The sequence below is a fragment of the Affinundibacterium amnicola genome (assembly GCF_014284275.1).
In the GTDB taxonomy this organism is placed as follows: Bacteria; Pseudomonadota; Gammaproteobacteria; order Burkholderiales; family Burkholderiaceae_D; genus Undibacterium; species Undibacterium amnicola.
On record NZ_JACOFU010000002.1, the window covers coordinates 796,425 to 816,455 of the forward strand.

General features: G+C 46.5%; 18 protein-coding genes. 7 read left to right on the forward strand and 11 right to left on the reverse strand.

The genetic code is table 11. The annotated features are described in order from the left end of the window. Window positions 1-401: 401 nt before the first annotated feature. Complete coding sequence (ilvD, locus tag H8K33_RS07700; RefSeq protein ID WP_186890390.1) at window positions 402-2,285, reverse strand: dihydroxy-acid dehydratase; 1,884 nt, start codon at window positions 2,283-2,285, stop codon at window positions 402-404. A gap of 211 nt (window positions 2,286-2,496) precedes the next feature. Here ilvD and H8K33_RS07705 point away from each other — a divergent pair, with 211 nt between their 5' ends. The 5 genes from H8K33_RS07705 to H8K33_RS07725 all read left to right on the forward strand — a co-directional run bounded on the left by H8K33_RS07705 (window position 2,497) and on the right by H8K33_RS07725 (window position 5,962). Beyond that, window positions 2,497-3,429 (forward strand): DMT family transporter, encoded by a 933-nt coding sequence (locus tag H8K33_RS07705; protein WP_186890507.1) that lies wholly within the window; start codon window positions 2,497-2,499, stop codon window positions 3,427-3,429. Window positions 3,430-3,471: 42 nt separating this feature from the next. Next, on the forward strand, window positions 3,472-3,876 hold the full coding sequence (locus H8K33_RS07710) for an OsmC family protein (RefSeq protein WP_186890391.1): 405 nt from the start codon (window positions 3,472-3,474) through the stop codon (window positions 3,874-3,876). Next, window positions 3,876-4,769: a pirin family protein gene (locus H8K33_RS07715; RefSeq protein WP_186890392.1), complete on the forward strand. Its 894-nt coding sequence runs from the start codon at window positions 3,876-3,878 to the stop codon at window positions 4,767-4,769. The genes H8K33_RS07710 and H8K33_RS07715 overlap by 1 nt, the downstream gene beginning before the upstream one ends. Window positions 4,770-5,003: 234 nt before the next feature. Beyond that, window positions 5,004-5,483 carry a DUF4062 domain-containing protein gene (locus H8K33_RS20065; protein WP_186890508.1) on the forward strand — a complete coding sequence of 160 codons (480 nt, stop codon included), beginning with the start codon at window positions 5,004-5,006 and terminating at the stop codon, window positions 5,481-5,483. Window positions 5,484-5,647: 164 nt separating this feature from the next. Then, complete coding sequence (locus tag H8K33_RS07725; protein ID WP_186890393.1) at window positions 5,648-5,962, forward strand: hypothetical protein; 315 nt, start codon at window positions 5,648-5,650, stop codon at window positions 5,960-5,962. Between the two features lie 122 nt (window positions 5,963-6,084). On the opposite strand, the gene H8K33_RS07730 is transcribed toward H8K33_RS07725, so the two are convergent. The 4 genes from H8K33_RS07730 to H8K33_RS07745 all read right to left on the reverse strand — a co-directional run bounded on the left by H8K33_RS07730 (window position 6,085) and on the right by H8K33_RS07745 (window position 9,844). Further along, on the reverse strand, window positions 6,085-7,530 hold the full coding sequence (locus H8K33_RS07730) for an NAD(P)(+) transhydrogenase (Re/Si-specific) subunit beta (protein WP_186890394.1): 1,446 nt from the start codon (window positions 7,528-7,530) through the stop codon (window positions 6,085-6,087). Next, window positions 7,530-7,853 (reverse strand): NAD(P) transhydrogenase subunit alpha part 2, encoded by a 324-nt coding sequence (locus H8K33_RS07735; RefSeq protein ID WP_186890395.1) that lies wholly within the window; start codon window positions 7,851-7,853, stop codon window positions 7,530-7,532. The genes H8K33_RS07730 and H8K33_RS07735 overlap by 1 nt, the downstream gene beginning before the upstream one ends. Window positions 7,854-8,071: 218 nt before the next feature. Then, window positions 8,072-8,434 (reverse strand): aspartate 1-decarboxylase, encoded by a 363-nt coding sequence (gene panD / locus H8K33_RS07740; RefSeq protein ID WP_186890396.1) that lies wholly within the window; start codon window positions 8,432-8,434, stop codon window positions 8,072-8,074. Between the two features lie 294 nt (window positions 8,435-8,728). Next, on the reverse strand, window positions 8,729-9,844 hold the full coding sequence (locus H8K33_RS07745) for a Re/Si-specific NAD(P)(+) transhydrogenase subunit alpha (protein WP_186890397.1): 1,116 nt from the start codon (window positions 9,842-9,844) through the stop codon (window positions 8,729-8,731). Window positions 9,845-10,397: 553 nt separating this feature from the next. On the opposite strand from H8K33_RS07745, the gene H8K33_RS07750 reads away from it, so the two are divergent. Together H8K33_RS07750 and mnmA are read left to right on the forward strand one after the other, a co-directional pair. Further along, a complete protein-coding gene (locus tag H8K33_RS07750; RefSeq protein ID WP_186890398.1) occupies window positions 10,398-10,886 on the forward strand; it encodes an NUDIX hydrolase in 489 nt (162 codons plus the stop codon). A gap of 194 nt (window positions 10,887-11,080) precedes the next feature. Continuing rightward, complete coding sequence (gene mnmA / locus H8K33_RS07755; protein ID WP_186890399.1) at window positions 11,081-12,178, forward strand: tRNA 2-thiouridine(34) synthase MnmA; 1,098 nt, start codon at window positions 11,081-11,083, stop codon at window positions 12,176-12,178. 108 nt (window positions 12,179-12,286) lie between these two features. On the opposite strand, the gene H8K33_RS07760 is transcribed toward mnmA, so the two are convergent. The 6 genes from H8K33_RS07760 to H8K33_RS07780 all read right to left on the reverse strand — a co-directional run bounded on the left by H8K33_RS07760 (window position 12,287) and on the right by H8K33_RS07780 (window position 20,010). Continuing rightward, window positions 12,287-14,887 (reverse strand): M14 family zinc carboxypeptidase, encoded by a 2,601-nt coding sequence (locus H8K33_RS07760; protein ID WP_186890400.1) that lies wholly within the window; start codon window positions 14,885-14,887, stop codon window positions 12,287-12,289. Between the two features lie 246 nt (window positions 14,888-15,133). Then, window positions 15,134-15,646, reverse strand: coding sequence for a DUF1269 domain-containing protein (locus H8K33_RS07765; RefSeq protein WP_246443394.1), 513 nt, complete (start codon window positions 15,644-15,646; stop codon window positions 15,134-15,136). Between the two features lie 381 nt (window positions 15,647-16,027). Further along, window positions 16,028-16,288 (reverse strand): thioredoxin, encoded by a 261-nt coding sequence (trxA, locus tag H8K33_RS20155; RefSeq protein WP_343043793.1) that lies wholly within the window; start codon window positions 16,286-16,288, stop codon window positions 16,028-16,030. A 1-nt stretch (window position 16,289) separates the two neighbouring features. Then, complete coding sequence (locus H8K33_RS20160) at window positions 16,290-16,445, reverse strand: hypothetical protein (protein ID WP_343043794.1); 156 nt, start codon at window positions 16,443-16,445, stop codon at window positions 16,290-16,292. Window positions 16,446-16,510: 65 nt separating this feature from the next. Beyond that, window positions 16,511-16,720 carry a YgaP family membrane protein gene (locus H8K33_RS07775; protein WP_186890401.1) on the reverse strand — a complete coding sequence of 70 codons (210 nt, stop codon included), beginning with the start codon at window positions 16,718-16,720 and terminating at the stop codon, window positions 16,511-16,513. A 32-nt stretch (window positions 16,721-16,752) separates the two neighbouring features. Beyond that, window positions 16,753-20,010: an efflux RND transporter permease subunit gene (locus tag H8K33_RS07780; RefSeq protein ID WP_246443395.1), complete on the reverse strand. Its 3,258-nt coding sequence runs from the start codon at window positions 20,008-20,010 to the stop codon at window positions 16,753-16,755. Window positions 20,011-20,031: the final 21 nt, after the last annotated feature.

Below are 20,031 nucleotides of genomic sequence, written 5' to 3' on the forward strand. Positions count from 1 at the left end.
ACTCAGACTCAAAATAGACTGGTGCGGATCGAATGTAATTGAATTCACTATTACCGATGGCGAATGCTGTCATTTTGAATGCGGTTCTAACTTAACAGGATTTAAATTACTGTTCAGCCTGTTCTATGTCATCTTCGCTCGGAACAGTTATCTTTGGCTACAATCTCGCCCGTAACTTGATAAACAAAATGCTACTTGCATTTACCTAAAGCTGCAGCCGATACGAGCGCAGGAATTGCAAGCAAGCCTTTATATGCATCTAATCCCAATTTCGCGCTTTGTTACTGGAAGAATGTCAGGCAGAAGTCGAGAAAACAGGTCGTCAACATGACGTTGATTTGCTCAACGCTCCACTTCCCCTGCCCTTCTACTGCTTACGAGAGAAGAGCAGGAACAGTCAACTAACGACGCAACTGCGTAATATCTCTCACAGCACCGCGATCTGCCGAGGTCGCTAATGCCGCATAAGCTTGCAAAGCTTGCGACACGTAACGATCACGATTCACAGGTTGCCATGCCAATGCACCTTTCGCTTCCATCGCGGCGCGACGTGCGGCCAAAGTCTCATCGCTGATATCCAAACGTATGCTGCGATTTGGAATGTCGATCAAGATTTGGTCGCCCTCTTCAACCAAACCAATTGCACCGCCTTCTGCAGCTTCTGGTGACGCATGACCAATCACCAGACCAGATGAGCCGCCAGAGAAGCGACCATCAGTGAACAAGGCACAAGCTTTACCCAAGCCTTTAGATTTGATATAGGAAGTTGGATACAGCATCTCTTGCATACCGGGACCGCCTTTCGGTCCTTCATAGCGAATAATCACGACATCGCCTTCATGCACGGTATCCCCCAAGATCGCGGCAACTGCATCATCCTGGCTTTCGAAGACGCGCGCTTTACCACTGAAAGTCAAAATGCTTTCATCAACACCTGCCGTCTTCACGATGCAACCTTTTTCTGCCAGATTTCCGTACAAAACTGCAAGACCACCATCTTTAGAATAAGCATGTTCGTAATCGCGGATGCAGCCATTCGCACGATCTGTGTCGAGACTATCGAAGCGTTTATCTTGTGAGAATGCGGTTTGCGTTGGTACGCCGCCCGGCGCGGCCATAAACATTTTTCTGACTGCGGCATCGTCACTAACTGCGATATCGTTATGTGCGATAGCCTCAGCAAAAGTCGGTGCATGAATAGTGGGACGTGTGGTATCGAATAAATTCGCACGTGCCAATTCACCTAAAATCGCAATAATCCCACCAGCGCGATGCACATCTTCAATATGGTATTTGTCCGTCATCGGTGCCACTTTGCACAAACAAGGCACCTTGCGTGAGATGCGATCGATATCTGCCATTTTGAAATCGACGCCAGCTTCATGCGCCGCAGCCAATAAATGCAAAACGGTATTGGTAGAGCCACCCATCGATACATCGAGTGCCATCGCATTTTCAAAAGTCGCTTTGTTCGCAATCGAGCGTGGCAAGATGGTGTAATCGTCTTGTTCGTAGTGACGTTTCGCCAAATCCACAATCAAACGACCTGCGCGCAAAAACAATTCTTTACGGTCGGCATGGGTCGCCAAAATCGTACCATTGCCCGGCAAAGCCAAACCTAATGCTTCCATCAAACAGTTCATTGAATTTGCAGTGAACATACCTGAGCACGAACCGCAAGTCGGGCAAGCAGAACGCTCGATACGACCGATTTCTTCATCACTGACTTTGCTATCACCGGCTTTAATCATGGCATCGACTAAATCAATCTTCATGATCTTTTGCTCGCCCGTTTGCCCTGATGATTTGGGATGCAGCGTTTCTAAAACCTTACCGGCTTCCATCGGACCACCGGACACAAACACCACCGGAATATTCAAACGCATTGCTGCCATCAACATGCCCGGCGTAATTTTGTCGCAATTGGAAATACACACCATCGCATCAGCGCAATGCGCATTGACCATGTATTCAACTGAATCCGCAATCAATTCGCGCGATGGCAGTGAGTACAACATGCCGCCATGCCCCATCGCGATACCATCATCCACCGCAATGGTATTAAATTCTTTCGCCACGCCTCCGGCCGCTTCGATCTCACGCGCCACCATTTGACCCAAGTCTTTTAAATGCACATGACCCGGCACAAACTGTGTGAAGGAATTAACCACCGCCACAATCGGTTTTTCAAAATCGCCATCCTTCATGCCTGTTGCACGCCATAAAGCGCGGGCTCCCGCCATGTTGCGACCATGCGTGGTGGTTCTTGAGCGATAGACTGGCATACGATTTCCCTTAGTACTGAATGAAAATAACGGAGATTACACAAATAAGAATAGCAGCTTGCCTTACTACATTTAATATGTCAAATATTTAAAATTAACATTATTAGGTTGAATTAAGTATAAATAGATCATCCAAAAACATTGCCGCATGGCTAGCACCGAAAACTTGTTTTCAATAGATAATACCGACTTCACGGCTAATAAGTCTTCCATGCGCCCAGCTTTATCATTAAGTACGATCGCCTTACTCACCATTCCACCGATGCTGTGGGCGGGTAATGCCATCATCGGTCGACTGATCTATCAAGCGATCCCACCTACCACCTTGAATTTTTTACGTTGGGCATTGGCATTCTTATTCCTATTGCCGCTTGCCTATCCCATCTTTAAATCCGGCAGTGGACTTTGGCGCGATGCAAAATTCTATTTATTGCTCGGTCTATTGGGCATAGGTTTGTACAACGCCTTGCAATACCTCGCTTTGCAAAGTTCGACGCCTATTAATGTCACTTTGGTGGCATCAGGCATGCCGGTATGGATGCTGCTGATCGGTGCCACATTTTTTGGTGCAACAATCAACAAAAAACAAATCGCTGGCGCTTTGCTATCTGTTCTCGGTGTTGTGCTCGTACTCAGCCGAGGTAGTTTGCAGCAGCTATTGGCGTTTCAATTAGTCCCTGGTGATTTATTAATGATCGCGGCAACAATCGCTTGGTCATTTTATAGCTGGCTATTAAATGACAAAACGCGCCAAACCGACATGCGCAAACATTGGGCTTATTTCTTATTGGCGCAAATCAGTTATGGCCTGATCTGGTCTGCATTATTTGCCGCCACTGAATGGGCACTGATTGATTATCACATCAACTGGAGCTGGACTTTAATTGCCGCGATCTGCTTCGTCGCCATTGGCCCTGCCATCATCGCCTTTCATTGTTGGGGTGCTGGTGTGCAGCTTGCCGGTCCCAATGTCGCTGGTTTCTTCGTTAACTTAACGCCTTTATTCACTGCCCTGTTGTCTTCAGCCATCTTGGGTGAACTACCGCATTGGTATCACATACTCGCATTCGCTTTGATTGTTGCGGGTATTGTGATCTCATCGCGCCAACAAAATAAAAGCTCGTTACAATCAACTTTGAAGTAAATATTAATCGTACGCGTTTTCTTCCCAATAGAAAGAATTTCTATGTCTATCAAACTCAACTCCAAAGCCAATGCTAAACTCGCTCAAGAAGTCCATATCAACGCGCATACATTGACGACAGACATCGCGATTGCCGAAGGTGGCGAGGATCTTGGCCCCAGCCCACATGATCTATACGATGCGGCATTGGCATCCTGCAAAACGCTTACCTTGATGTGGTACGCAAAAAAGAAAAACATCAATATCACCCACATTGATACACGTATCGAACGTGACGACTCACAAGAACGACAAGGCATATATAAACTAGCAGCGACTTTATTAGTTCAAGGCGAATTTAGCGATGAAGAGTTTGCACAGATCAGTGCTGTCGCGGAAAAATGCCCAGTACATAAATTAATGGCGAGCGTCACCACAGAAATCACCACGAAAGTCGAGCGTGCATAATGAGTCAGAATCCCATTTTTTATCCCTCCAAAGTACTCAAAGCCCATGGCAAAGATCTAGGCGGCGGCTTTGTCGTCAATCGTTTACTACCATCCGCAAAAAGACAGGCAGTCGGCCCATTTATTTTCTTCGATCATTTTGGTCCAGTCACCGTCAAACCAGAAGACAATCACGATGTACGCCCACATCCCCACATCGGCTTAGCGACATTGACCTATTTATTTGATGGCGTGATTTTGCATAGAGATAATCTCGGTTACACACAACGCATAGAACCTGGTGCAATTAATTTGATGATCGCGGGAAATGGCATCGTTCACTCGGAACGTAAACCTGAAGAACAAAAGCATGACACCTACATCAACCACGGTTTGCAATTGTGGATAGCAATACCGGAAGATAAAGAAAAAATCCCCGCGTCGTTTAGTCACACACCCGCGTCCGCCATACCCGAAATCACGAATGGCAATGCGACTATACGCGTCTTAGTTGGCAGCGCATTTGGTACGAACTCACCGGTACCAACTTTATCGCCGACACTCTATCTCGACATTCAATTACCACCGAATAGCGAATGGCAATTACCGATGCTGGCGGACGAGCAGGCAATTTATCTAATTGAGGGTGAAGTATTCGTCGCTGGCGAAGCATTAGAATCGCACACGATGTTAGTCATCGATCATGAGCAGAGCATTAGTAGCGGTGAGCGTCCAACTCGCTTTGTATTGGTCGGCGGTCAGGCTTTAGGACATCGGTTTATGTGGTGGAATTTTGTCGCCAGTCATAAAGAAGTTATAGAAGCTGCATCGCTGGCATGGGAAGCTGGTGATAGCGCATTGGGTATGGGGCAAGTACCGGGTGAGACTGAGCGGATTCCTTTACCTAAGCGGTAATAAAGCTTTAATCAGGCTCCCTTCTCCCGCAAGCGGGAGAAGGGTTGGGGATGAGGGTGGTTCAGGTTTAAATCCACCTTTGAATGGGCATGTGTGCCAACGTATAAACATGCTTCATGTTTGCCTTCATAAATTGGACTACATGCATTATTTGAGAGTACTTAAACAAGTTGTCTTTTCAAAAGCCTTCGGGTATCTTTTAGTTTCAAAATTTAACTATGTAAGGCACTACAAATACGACAACTTTCTGTTTTCGTTAGTTCTACCTGCTACCGCCTAAAGTCTTTACGTGAACACATCCGAGAGAGCATTGCAGGTTTGGGACACGATCCAGTGCTCAGCGAATATCCATCGTTTCCCGTGTCGCCGGATCTATCGACAGTCGAAAACTGCAAGAAAACCGTTAAAGATCGTACAGATATTTTTGTCTTGTTTGTCGAAGTGGAAGAAGCCCGCCTCTGGGTCACGCAATTTGTTGATTGGTATAACGACCAGCATTGCCATAGCGCCTTGAAATACCTGACGCCAGGGCAACGACATCGTGGTGAGTCGAGTGCCTTGTTGACCCAACGGGCGCAGGTATATCAACTAGCACGGCAAAAGCATCCTTTACGTTGGTCAGAAGGAACGAGAAACTGGAAATTAAATGACAGCGTCTACCTCAACCCAGAAAAAGCAAAAGCCCAAGAAAAGGACTACATGAAAGCAGCATGATTTAAATTTTAAGCGACAGGTACCTTGACACATACCGGAAGCAAAAAAGGTAATTGGCTGTCGGGCCACACCCGACCAACACACTACGATACAACAGAGAAAACAAATCAAAAACCATCGGTTGTACAATCAAAATTCGCCAATCAAACTAACGAGAAACGAGAATGAAAAACCTCGCTGAATATCTATTTGAACATAGAGCTAAAAACCTACCAGCTATAGATCTTGCAGAAATTTTTGATCGTTTAATATGGGTTTTGGATGATAACGATAGACAAATCATGGAAACAATAGAGACTTGGCTACTTGGAAATGATAGCGAGAAGATTGAAGTTGCATTGTTAATGAATGAAATTTTTCCGTTCGAAGACCGACTTCAAATGGAGAATGTACTCAACAGAATCGCTATCGATTTTCCAAAGTTGTCACATCATTGCAGTAAACTAATCGACACTCGAAGAAAGCAACATTCAGCATAGTTGGAATATTCTGATGCTAATCGCACCTTCAAACTCTTAGAATACTAAGCAACAAAAAAAGCCCGCAAAATCCAAAGATCTTGCGGGCTTTTTCACAAGCAATCAAAACACAGAAAAGCGTATTATTCGACAGCCTTCACCATATCCTCAATCACCTTCTTAGCATCCCCAAACACCATCATAGTTTTATCCATGTAAAACAACTCATTATCCAAACCAGCATAACCAGAAGCCATGGAACGCTTATTAACGATAATCGTTTTCGCCTTATAAGCCTCAAGAATCGGCATACCCGCGATAGGTGATTTTGGATCTTTTGCGGCTGGGTTAACAACGTCGTTCGCGCCCAAGACCAAGACCACGTCGGCTTGGCCGAATTCGCTATTAATATCTTCCATCTCAAACACTTGATCGTATGGCACTTCAGCTTCTGCCAACAACACGTTCATGTGACCAGGCATACGACCTGCCACTGGATGAATCGCATACTTGACCGTAATGCCTTTGTGCGTAAGCTTTTCAGTCAATTCTTTCAACGCATGTTGCGCACGTGCTACCGCTAAACCATAGCCAGGAACGATGATGACCGTTTCTGCATTGCCTAACAAGAACGCGACATCATCAGGTGAACCAGATTTGACTGTACGTTGCGCGCCGCCGCCAGCTGCTGCTTCTGCCGGAGCGCCGCCGAAGCCGCCGAGAATCACGTTGAAGAAAGAACGGTTCATGGCCTTACACATAATGTAAGAGAGAATCGCACCGGACGAGCCAACTAAAGAACCGGCAATAATCAACATCGAGTTATTGAGTGAGAAGCCAATACCTGCGGCTGCCCAACCTGAGTAACTGTTCAACATTGATACGACCACGGGCATATCCGCACCACCAATAGGGATGATGATCAGTACGCCCAGAACGAAAGCAATTGCCGTCATCAAAATGAATGGCGTCCATGCAGGAGCGACGCCACCATCAAAGCAGAATACCAAGCCCAGACCCACCATCGCAATAGCCAACACCAAGTTCAACATATGTTGACCAGCGAAGCTAACAGGCGCGCCTTGGAACAAACGGAACTTGTATTTACCGGACAATTTACCAAAGGCAATCACTGAACCAGAGAAGGTAATCGCACCGACGAAGGTACCGATAAATAATTCAATACGGTTACCAAATGGAATCGCCGCATCACGTGTCGTGATGTTAAAAATCCATGGTTCGGCCACGACGGCGACGGCGATACAGACTGCCGCCAAACCGATCAAGGAGTGCATCGCTGCCACCAGTTCTGGCATCTTGGTCATTTCTACGCGTTTCGCCAAAGTGGCACCGATACCTCCACCGACCACGATGCCGAGGATTACCAAGCCATAACCGAGGCTGGCACCTCCCGCTTCGTTTTTCAGCTTAACTATCAGAGCAACCGTGGTAAACGCGGCGATTGCCATCCCTATCATGCCAAAGGTATTCCCCTTACGCGCAGTTGATGGATGCGACAAACCTTTAAGTGCTTGAATAAAACAAACCGATGCAATCAGGTAGAGCATCGTCACGAGATTCATACTCATTATTGTGCCTCCTTATGTTCAGGCTTCGCTTTGGGTTCTTTTTTCTTAAACATCTCTAACATCCTTTGCGTGACTAAGAAGCCACCAAAGACATTGACCGCCGCCAACGCGACTGCCAGCGTGCCCATCACTTGTGCGAGGGCACCTTCGGTTAAACCTGCCGCTAACATCGCACCAACGATGATGATGGCAGAAATCGCATTGGTCACCGCCATCAAAGGCGTATGCAATGCGGGTGTTACGGTCCAGACCACGTGGTAACCGACATAAATTGCCAGTACGAAAATGATCAGATTAGTGAGTGTATGACTTACTACATCCATGACGTTCTCTCTTTAATTAGGTAAAAGGGACTTCAGTTGTAATGCTGTTCATTAGCTTCAATGTCATTTCCGCGAAGGCGGAAATCCAGTCGCGTAAAAGCCTAAAGACACTGGATCCCTGCCTACGCAGGGATGACGCCTCAAAGTTTCGTGCTGAAATGAGCAGCATTAAGCTTCAGCTATTCTTTACTTCCATCACGTTTGAAAATCTCTGCAAATCAATATTCTTTTAAGCTAGTGATCTTGTTCTTCGCATCCACAAACACGACTTTAGGTTTGAAGTTTTCTGCGACTTCATCATCCATCGGTGCGTAAGTGCAAATAATCATTAAATCGCCCAGTTGTACGCGTCGTGCTGCAGCACCATTCAGAGAGATTTCGCCACTGCCGCGCTTACCTTTAATCGCGTAAGTTGCAAAGCGCTCACCGTTATTGATGTTGTAGAGCTCAATCCGTTCATGTTCTTTAATGTCAGCAGCGTCGAGCAGATCCTGATCGATACCACATGAACCTTCATAGTTCAAATCACATTGAGTCACAGAAACGCGATGAATCTTGGCGCGTAACATATTTCTTTGCATAATATTTCCATCTAACAGATTTGCAAACCACCTAACACCGAAACACAGTTTATCGAGAAGTTCGAGATATCTCTCATATGCTGTTCAGTTAGCCTCAACAATCCGAGGCGTCATCCCTGCGTAGGCAGGGATCCAGTGTCTTTAAGCATTTAAGCCGCTGGATTCCCGCCTTCGCGGGAATGACGATACGTAGAACATGGCTTAATTGAGCCGCATTAGAGCATTTCACTGTATGCCCTCAGAAGCTCCGTATCTCTGTGTTAAATGGTTTTATTTAAAAACTACTGACCAAATTTATTTCTTCAATACTTCGCCGCCAGAACACATCATGGTAGCGACCACAATTTCATCTTCTTTATTGATCGCGAGATTGGCATCTTTATCGATAATCAATTTTAAGAAATCGAGAATATTGCGTGAATACAGCGCTGAGGCATCTGCCGCCACCAGTGTCGCCAGATTCGGTTCGCCAATGATGTGAACGCCGTATTTGGTGACGGTTTTATTCAATTCAGATAAAGGACAATTGCCGCCTTGCTCGACTGCCATATCGACAATCACAGAACCCGGTTTCATCGCTTTCACTGTTTCTTCCGAAATCAAGATCGGTGCTTTGCGACCTGGGATCAAAGCGGTAGTAATGATGATGTCGGCTTGTTTGGCACGTTCATGCACCAAAGCAGCCTGACGTGCCATCCATGCAGCAGGCATAGGACGCGCATAGCCACCCACACCTTTCGCGATTTCACGCTCTTCATCAGTTTCATAAGGCACGTCGATAAACTTCGCGCCCAAGGATTCGACTTGTTCTTTCACCGGAGGACGAACGTCAGACGCTTCGATCACTGCGCCTAAACGCTTTGCCGTTGCAATCGCTTGCAAACCCGCCACGCCCACACCCATGATCAAAACGCGGGCGGCTTTCACGGTACCTGCGGCTGTCATCAACATCGGCATGAAGCGTTGATAAGTATTGGCTGCCAACATCACAGCTTTGTAGCCAGCGATATTCGCTTGTGAAGACAACACGTCTAGCGACTGCGCACGGGTAATCCGTGGCGCGGCTTCAAGCGAAAATGCAGTAATGCCATGCACTGCCATCGCGGTAATATTCTCCGCATCAAAAGGATTGAGCATGCCAACGATCACTGCACCAGATTTGATCATGCCGCGCTCTTCTGCGGACGGTGCACGCACCTTCAAAATCAAATCTGCCGCAAACGCGTCCGCAGCAGAACCGATACTTGCGCCAGCCGCTTGATATGCTTCATCGGTAATCGATGAGGCAATACCAGCACCTGCTTGCACAACGACTTCGTGCTTGGCACTTACGTATTTCTTAATTGTTTCTGGGGTCGCCGCAACGCGCGTCTCGCCCGACCGTGTTTCGGCGGGAATGCCGATTTTCATAAAGAACTCCTTTTTATTGTTGAGACCGTTAGGTTCAATGGCAAAAGTGATGACTTCAGGTATTTCATGCTACGCAGATTTCCTGACTTTTGATAAAAGCCAAGAGGTATTACTAGTATTTGAAACGGTTTTACAAACTGCTGCGGACATTCAATACGAATTTGAACTGCAGGGAGATCATACATTTAATATTCGACAACGATATTACACGAAAAACGCAGCATACTGGCACAGGATGAGCACTCTAAACCACCACGATGTGTCTATCACCGCACCGCTATAAAGCAGCCTGAATCAGCCTTGAACTCACACATCACGATGCCAGACCCTGATGGCATAAGGCTTGGCGACGGAATTCAGACCTTAGCTCAGATCTCTCTGCACTTTCATTTTCATGCTTAAAATTACAACAGGTTTGAAGTTTTTCTTATAGACAGAATCTTTATTAGCAAATTCGAATCATGATTTGGGTGCAATCACGGGTGAATTTCAGGCTGGCGAGGTAAAATGTCGCCCTATTTCAATATTCAGCCGCCATTTAAAATCCTTCAGCATGTCTACTACTTGGAAACCTTCAGTCACCGTCGCAGCGATTGTGCCGCGCCAACATGGTGATCGTTTAGAATTTTTAATGATAGAAGAAACGACGCCCGATGGCGTACGCCTGAATCAAGCGGCCGGACATTTGGATCCCAATGAAAGTTTAGAGCAAGCGGTTATTCGCGAAACCATGGAAGAAACGGCGCATGAGTTTGTTCCAGAAGCCTTGGTCGGCACTTATATGTCAAAATTTATTTCACCAAATTCAGGCAAAGAAGTGACTTATCTGCGTTTTGCATTTTGTGGCAAAGTTGTTGCCCAACATGACAGGCCTTTAGATCGCGGCATTTTGCGGGCATTGTGGATGACATATGAAGAGATTCTGGCGTGCCAAGAAATGCACCGCAGCCCCTTGATTTTAAAATGTTTGCAAGATTATCTGGCGGGACAAAGAGCGCCTTTGGATTTGATGTATACGCATCCTAGTGTGTTGGGTGTTTAGGTGAGTTAATAATTGAGTTAATAATTGAGTTAATAATTGAGTTAATAAGTGCGTTAAAAGAGTTTTCAGAAATTTCTTTTCATTTGGAGCGCCCTCACCCTAGACCTCTCCCGCTTGCGGGAGAGGGGACACAAACCAAGATAACGTAAAAACAAATTCGAACAAGAACAGTATAAAAATTAGCAGGAATATTCATGAGTAAAAAACGCGTAGTCATCGGTATGTCCGGTGGTGTAGATTCTTCGGTCTCTGCCTGGCTCTTAAAAGAGCAAGGTTACGAGGTGATAGGCTTGTTTATGAAGAATTGGGAAGATGATGACAATTCTGAATATTGCTCAACGCGTGAAGATTTGATTGATGCTGTGAGCGTTGCTGATGTGGTCGGTGTCGATATCGAAACTGTGAATTTCGCCAGCGAATATAAAGATCGCGTATTTGCCGAATTTTTGCGTGAATATCAAGCTGGTCGTACACCCAATCCTGATGTCTTATGCAATGCTGAAATTAAATTCAAAGCCTTCTTAGATCATGCGATGAAACTCGGTGCAGATTACATTGCGACTGGTCACTATGCGCGTGTGCGTGAAATGAATGGCGAATTTCAGTTAATGAAAGCACTTGATGCTAGCAAAGATCAAAGTTATTTCTTACATCGTTTGAATCAGGCACAGCTCAAAAATACTTTGTTTCCACTCGGGGAAATCAATAAAACCGAAGTGCGTAAAATTGCTGAACAAATCAATTTACCGAACGCAAAAAAGAAAGACTCGACCGGCATTTGCTTTATCGGTGAACGTCCTTTCCGTGAATTTTTAAATCGTTATTTATCCTATGCACCGGGCGAAATCCGCACGCCAGAAGAAGAAATCATCGGTAAACATGTCGGTCTAAGTTTTTATACTTTAGGCCAACGCAAAGGTATAGGTATAGGCGGCATCAAGTCGCATCAAAATGCCGATGGCAGCAGCGATGCTTGGTATGTGGCACGCAAGGATGTGGAGAACAACCGTGTGTATGCAGTACAAGGGCATGACCATCCGTGGTTGCTATCGAATTCACTAGAAGCTGCGCAAGTCAGTTGGGTGGCAGGTCATGCACCGGATCTGGAAAAATTATCAGCCAAAACCCGCTACCGTCAACCCGATATGGCATGTCGCTTTAGCGGTAATAACGAGCTATTTCAATTGCATTTTAACGAAGCACAATGGGCAGTGACACCGGGCCAGTCTGCCGTTTTGTACGACGGCGATGTTTGTTTAGGCGGTGGGATTATTAATTCAGCTTCTACATAAGAATGAAGCCAAAAATACTAGGGCGGGTGCAACCCGCGCCGCCAGGACTTTGATCCCTTGAGCAACGCGGCTTGCACCCGCCCTACATGACAAACACCAATATTATGCTTAGTGCGCGTCGTGCGCCTCATCACCTTCGGCGCGTGCTTTTTCAAACGCTTTACCAAAGAACAAAGCATTTTCTAAAATACGGCGACTGCCTAGCCAACCACTTCTAAAGCCTAAAGCCGCACTCGCCAAAATTACGCTACCACTACCGACGCGTTGCGCTGTAATCGCTGCAGAGCCAGCAATCCGTTTGGCGTTTTCTGGAGACGCATATCCGCTCAATACTGGCGAACTGGTATAAGCTGCAACTGTGCCATAACGATCCCCTTCTAACTTATACACATCCGCTTGGCCGCGGAATACTGGCAAGATATCGCGAGGAATACCGGCAGCGATCGGATGACTACGATCAATTTCCGTTTCGAAAATTACACCAGCCACTAAATCCTTGGCAGCATTCGCGTCTTGATCTTTATAAGCTAAACGTCCTTCCTTGGCTTTCTTATCATCTGCCTTATCGGCATCCGATTTTTTGCCGGCATCGCCTTTCACCAACTTCGTTTGCAAATAGGATTGGCTGCTCGCCCAATTCAACGCGCCCTCAACGCCAATGATGACACCGCCCTGCTTAACAAAACGTTCGATGTTTTTATTTGCTTCATCTGACAGGCGATACGTACCATCACTCATCACAATATGCGTATAGCGTTCTAATTGTGTAGTTGCCAAACGATCAGTGCCGAGCATGGTTGCTGGTAAGCGCAAGTGCGTATCAATCCAATGCCACAATTCACCTACCGATGTCGAATCCAAACCTTGACCAGTTAATACGGCAACACGTGGACGTTCTACCGTCTTCAAACTCGCGCTACCTAAATCAACGCCCGTGCTGCCCGCACCAGAAGTCAATGCGAACACCTCAACGCTGTGATTGGCGGTCGCTTTACGAATAATTTCGGCGACATTTGCTGCGGGAGTGCTTTGCATAGCAACTGGGATCACGATACTACCAATACCTAAATCCTTAACGCCTTCGGTAGTTTGTACGCGCATCGGCTTTGTAATGGTACGTAAACGCAAACCTGTCTGACTCAATTCAGCCAATAAGGTCGCTGCATCATCATTCATCCAAGAAAAAGCGTAAGCGATATTCGACTCTGCTTTTAAACTCGCTTTTGGCAAATCCTGCACCGGCTCACCAATCACATCACCAGCACTCTTGGCACTTGCCAAGTCATACGCTTTCGTCACGCTCCATGCAGAGACATCGTAGAAAGTATTGTCTTTAAACTGTGTACGTAACTCCGTAATACCTTCTAACAAGCGATTTTGGCGTTGATTAAGGGGCACAGCAATCGCATCACGCGCATCATAGCGTTGACCATTGATGGTGACGCTACCTTTAACCTGATGCACAGCGATGCCATGTTGTTTCAACAGATTCGAAAAATCACGTAAGCGCGCAGGATTACCTTCCGCGGCAAACAACATCGCGCGATTAGGATCGGCCTGAACCATCTTTTTCGCTTCATCATAGAAGTTCTTTTGATGCGAAATCAATTGATCACGAATTGCATCCGCCGCTTGTATAGTGCTGAACGAAGTCGTAATCTGATTCGCAATCGTGTGATCAAATTTCAGCAAGCCATTGCGCGAATCTTGGATATGCCCGCGCGAACTCGCTTGCTCAAACAAGATGCCAACACTGCCTTGTAAATCTGGATAGGTCGAACCTTTACCATAGTAAAAATCATCAAAGGCTTCACGGCTAAAATACAATTCACCGCGTGCATCCAAGGCCTGCGCATGGAACTTTGCAATCGCCTCGGTCAAGGTTTGATTATTCGCGGGTGTTAAAGGATGGGTACGCGTTGGTACGCCAGGTTGGAAGAAATAAGTCGCATCGGTGCCTTGTTCATGAAAATCACCGAACACATGCGGACGCCATGTTTGGAAAGTCGCAACGTGTGCGCGGGATTCTGGATGTTGCAACCACAACCAATCACGATTTAAATCAAACCAGTAATGATTACCACGACCACTAGGCCAACCTTCACGATGTTCTAAAGTATTTGGATCGCTAACCAAAGTCTGACCGCGGTTGCTATTCGCCCAATTTGCAAAACGCGCTAAGCCATCCGGATTGAGCATAGGATCGATCACGATCACGGTGCGCTCTAACATGTCATTGACCGATTTATCCATTGAACTAGCCAAGTGCCAAGCCACTGCAGGTGCGGCGTTTGCACCACTCGGTTCATTGCCGTGCACACTGTAACCGAGATAAACGACCAAAGGTGTATCGCTTTCACCACGTCCACGTGCTGCTTCGATGTCACTCAGGCGTTGATGATTTTTTTCACTGGTGATAATCACATTCAAGATTGGACGACGCTCGTGCGAATAGCCAACCACACGCACTTTGACACGTGGCGATTGCGTTGCCAATAATTGATAGTAGGAAGTTAATTGCTCAGGACGCGCATGCCACTCACCCAACTCAAATCCCAATACCGAGGTAGGTGTACTGATCTTGTCGGCACGGGCGTGTGCAGGGATAACCGATTGTGGCGTTGCTGCATAAGCCGAATAAACAGGTGCAGCACTGAGGGAAATACAAAACGCGAGACTGACCGCCTGGGCGATTTTTTTTAGGGACATGGGGTTCCTTTTTTATAGTGAATTGCAGACCGGGGTTAGAGCTATGATTTAAAACATGAGCTTAGCGGTTTTAGAGCAAATCCAACACATTTAGTTCAAACTTACAAATTCGAATTTACCAATCAACAAGTTCATCGAAAACAAAAAAGCCCCACCACTTCAAACCTTCAGCTGAAGTCGTGAGGCCGAAATAGCCTTATAAACCGTTTCGAATCACCCGATGGTGATAGAAGTAAAATTCAAGAATTAAGAAAGTATAGGAATGTGTGGATCAACACCACCAAAATCGATTTCAGGATGATTTTTCTCCATCATTTTTTCGATTTCAGCAACGCGATCAAATGGCACATCCACAATCAATAAAACTTGCCCGCGTTCGATTCGCTCACGGAAAGGCGCGAGGCTAGCGTTTGGTATCGTTGCGGCGCTTTTAGCCGAGAGCCAAGAACCGAATACGGCACCCATCAGAACTGCAACCAAAAAACCAAATATCCGTGCTTCTATCGTTTCAAGTGGAAATAATAAGAACAAAGACGCCGCAATAAAACCTGACACAGCGCCAATCACAATTCCCACTTCCGCACCATGCACCATATCGGTCTTTTGCATGGAATTCGCTTCCGGCATATCCGCCAACAAAGTTCCTTCTTTTGCACAGAAATGAATGCGACGATATTCCACTCTTGCTAACAATAATTCATCTAAAACAGCCCTAGCACTGCGTACATCGGGCAACATGTAATATAGCCTGCGTTTCATAGCTGCCTCCTATAAAAAACGATCATAAAACCAAGCTCAAATTAAGATTAATCACAAGCATTTTTACACTACAAAAGCCGCCAACGCCGCGAACAAGCAGACGCTAGATAATTTAAGCATGTACCTACTATTTCGTTATAGTTCGTTTTCAGAAAATCGCCATTAGAAAAAACTATTCAACAGGTATATGCAATATCCAAAATAAAAAATCCCTCGAAGCTATTTCAGCTTGAGGGATATAACTATTGCGGCAATGGATTTGTCGTCTATCTAATCTGCTTCGAGATTATGAACAATGGCGGTGAACACGGTTTCTATCATCTGACCAGTTTTCGCCAGTTGTTAGTGGTGTGACTTCAACCACCGCATCTACAACATGCTTTATAAATACTGCCGAGTCCAAGCCACGATCTGTGCGGCAGGCATCACACCACTTTGGCGAGCAATCTCTTGACCACCTTTCACCAATAGCAAAGTCGGAATACTGCGTATGCCATAGCGCTGGCTAGCGAGCGGCGCGGCATCGCTATCGACTTTGACAAAGCGAATATCTGGTGCCATCTGTGCCGCCTGTTCAAACTGCGGCGCCATCGCCCGACAAGGACCACACCACGCGGCCCAAAAATCGATCAAGACTGGCAATTCAGTCTGCAATAAACTTAGGCAACGCCTGCTCGCTAATCGCCACAGGCTGCGCAGCCATCAAAGCATGACCGCACTTACCGCAAACCGGCTCATCACGCAAACGCTCATTCGGAATCCGATTCGTTGCTGTGCAACTGGGGCAAACTAAATACATGGTTTGGCTCCTTTCAATTTTCCAACGTTAAAACTTAATGGCGGGTTGCAACCCGCCCTACATTCCTAATTGCCAGCCTTAAAACCCAGCTTACGCATGATCGTTTCCATCAAACACCACTTAGTAATCCCGCTCTGCAAAATATTCACACCAACAAAGGCAGTGAATGCCAAGAACCATTGATTCATAAAAATCGGGCTACCAGGAATACCTAGTGCCAAGCTCAACAAAATAAATACACCCGCTACTACGCGAACCATTTGCCATGAAGTCATGTTATTTCTCCTTAATGTAACAACGTAAAAACTTAAACCTGCTCTGCTACGACATCTGAAGCTACTTCTGAAATTGCTGTTTCATGCTTCTTGCGATACGCCATGAAGTACAGCAAAGGAATGACGACCAGCGTCAACAAGGTCGAAACAAAAATACCGAAGATCAATGAGATCGCTAAACCATTAAAGATAGGATCATCGAGAATAAAGAAAGCGCCCATCATCGCCGCCAATCCAGTTAAGGCAATCGGCTGTGCACGTGTAATGGCAGAATTCACCACGGCTTCCTTAAACGCTATTCCTTCGGCAATTTGCACATGAATAAAGTCGACTAGCAAAATGGAATTGCGCACAATAATTCCCGCCAAGGCGATCATGCCTATCATGCTGGTTGCTGTGTATTGAGAACCCAGCAACGCATGTCCAGGCATCACACCAATAATCGTTAGCGGAATTGGTGCCATGATGATGAGCGGCGTTAAATAGGAACCAAACTGCGCCACCACCAACAGATAAATCAAAATCAGTCCAACTGCATAAGCCGCGCCCATGTCACGGAAAGTTTCATAGGTGACTTGCCACTCGCCGTCCCACTTCAAACTAAAGCCACGATACGGATCTTGTGGTGCACTGATAAAAAACTCCTCCAACTTACCGCCACCTGGTGTCACGATTTTGGCGATGTCGCTGCGCATACTAAACATACCGTACAGCGGGCTATCCACCTTGCCAGCCATATCCGCAACCACAAAATTCACTGGCAAACCATCTTTGTGATACAGAGGCTGTTCGCGCAAAGTGTCTGTCACAGTGACAAGTTCACGAATCGGCACGATGCCGCCTTGGGCGTTCTTTACGCCTAAGGACAACAAGGTATCGAGACTGCCCTGCTCACTAATTGGCAAGTGCAAATTCGCTGCAACTGGATATTTACTTTCATCATGCAGGTAAGCAGCAGAGTCACCCGCTAAGCCTGCACGCAAAGTCATCACGATGCTGGACTGTGCGATTCCTAACTGCGCGGCTTTCTTTCTATCGACGATCAACAACTTGCGCGGCGCATGCAAGATACTGCTGTCATCCACATCAACGATGCCCTCAGATTTTTCAAACACGGCACGTACTTGCTTTGCGACTTGACGACGTTCTACATCGCTAGGTCCATAAATTTCTGCAACAATTGGCGCCAGAACTGGTGGACCTGGCGGTACTTCAACCACTTTGACATTCGCTTCTGGATCGATCTTTTTTGCGAGCGCTTGTAATTGAGGACGAACGCGGGTCGCGATCACATGACTTTTATCGGAGCGATGACTCTTATCGACAAGATTGACTTGAATATCACCAACCTCGCCACCAGCACGCAAATAGTATTGACGCACTAAACCGTTGAAATTGATAGGCGCAGCGGTTCCCGCATACGCTTGATAATCACTCACTTCAGGCACTGTCTGTAGATAATTGCCAAGCTCACGCAAAACCGCAGCTGTCTTTTCTGCTGGCGTACCCGCTGGCATATCCACGATCACTTGAAACTCGGACTTATTGTCAAACGGCAGCATCTTCAATTGCACCCAACCGATCGCAGGCAATGCGACTGACAAAGCAATTAATGCAGCCACACCAATACCGAGCTTTTTACGATTTTTGCTACCGCTGCTGTCGTCTAAAAATGGCTTGAAAATCTTACGAAAAGTCGGCTCTAATTTACTCGCTAAACCATCTTGTGCATGATGACCTTCTTTCATCCAAATACGTGCCAACCAAGGTGTCACCACGAATGCAATCGCCAAAGATAGCAACATGCCCATGCTGGCATTGATAGGAATCGGGCTCATGTAAGGTCCCATTAAGCCGCTAACAAATGCCATCGGCAATAAGGCAGCAATCACGGTGAAGGTCGCCAAAATAGTTGGCCCACCGACTTCATCCACCGCACCTGGAATAATTTCTGTCAGCGTTTTATGTGGGAATAAGGCTTGATGGCGATGGATGTTCTCCACCACCACAATCGCGTCATCGACCAAAATACCGATGGAGAAAATCAAGGCAAACAACGACACACGATTGAGCGTAAAGCCCCAAGCCCACGAAGCAAACAAGGTCACTGTCAAAGTCAAAATCACCGCTGTGCCAACGATGGCAGCTTCACGACGACCAAGTGCGATAAAGACTAATGCGACTACGGACAAGGTCGCGAACAAGAGTTTTTGGATCAACTTTTTCGCTTTGTCATCCGCAGTTTGACCGTAGTTACGGCTGACGGAAACTTCGACATCGGCAGGAATGACCGCATTCTTTAAAGTATCAACGCGACTGATGACGGCATTGGCAACCTCAACGGCATTTTGGCCAGGCTTCTTGGTGATTGCGATGGTGATAGCTGGATACTCAGCGGCATCTTTACCTGCTGTACCATGCCAAACATAGCGGCTCGCTGGTAACGCGCCATCTTCTATCTTCGCAACGTCTTGCAAGAAAATCGGGCGTTTGTTTTTTACGGCAACGACTAACTCGCCAACGCTTTGCGCATCGCGTAAAAATGGACCTGCTTCAATCGCGACTGTTTGATTGCCAGCGCTCAATTCGCCACTAGGCAAACCCAAATTTGCTGCACGCAAAGCGCCTTGCAAATCCATCACGGTCAAGTCATTTGCAGCTAACTTAGTTGGATCAAGTTCGATATTAATCGCACGTCCTGGTCCACCTATACTGACCACTTCGCGCGTTCCCGGCACACGTTTAATATCCGCTTCAATACTATGCGCAACGCTTTCTAATGCTGCTGCGCCCGTTTCTGTATTCTTACTCCACAGCGTTAAAGAAACGATAGGCACATCATCGATGCCTTTCGGTTTCACTAAAGGCTCAAGCGTGCCCAGATTAGCAGGTAGCCAATCGCGATTGCTGTGGATAGTGTTATACAAACGCACCAAGGCTTCGGTGCGTGGCACGCCAACTTCAAATTGCACAGTGATGATGGCTAAGCCGGGGCGAGCCACTGACATCACATGTTCGACATTCGCAATTTGACTCAAGACCTGCTCAGCAGGAATCGCTACCATTTGCTCAACGTCTTTGACCGAAGCACCAGGAAACGGTATCAAAACGTTTGCCATCGTCACATTAATTTGCGGCTCTTCTTCGCGTGGTGTCACCATGACTGCAAACAGTCCTAGTAAAAAGGCGACCAACGCCAACAAAGGCGTAATTTGCGATGCTTGAAAAAATGCCGCAATCCTGCCAGATACGCCCATCGGTTTCGCTTTGATCATATCGTTATCAGACATGTTCGCTCCTTCATATTGAGG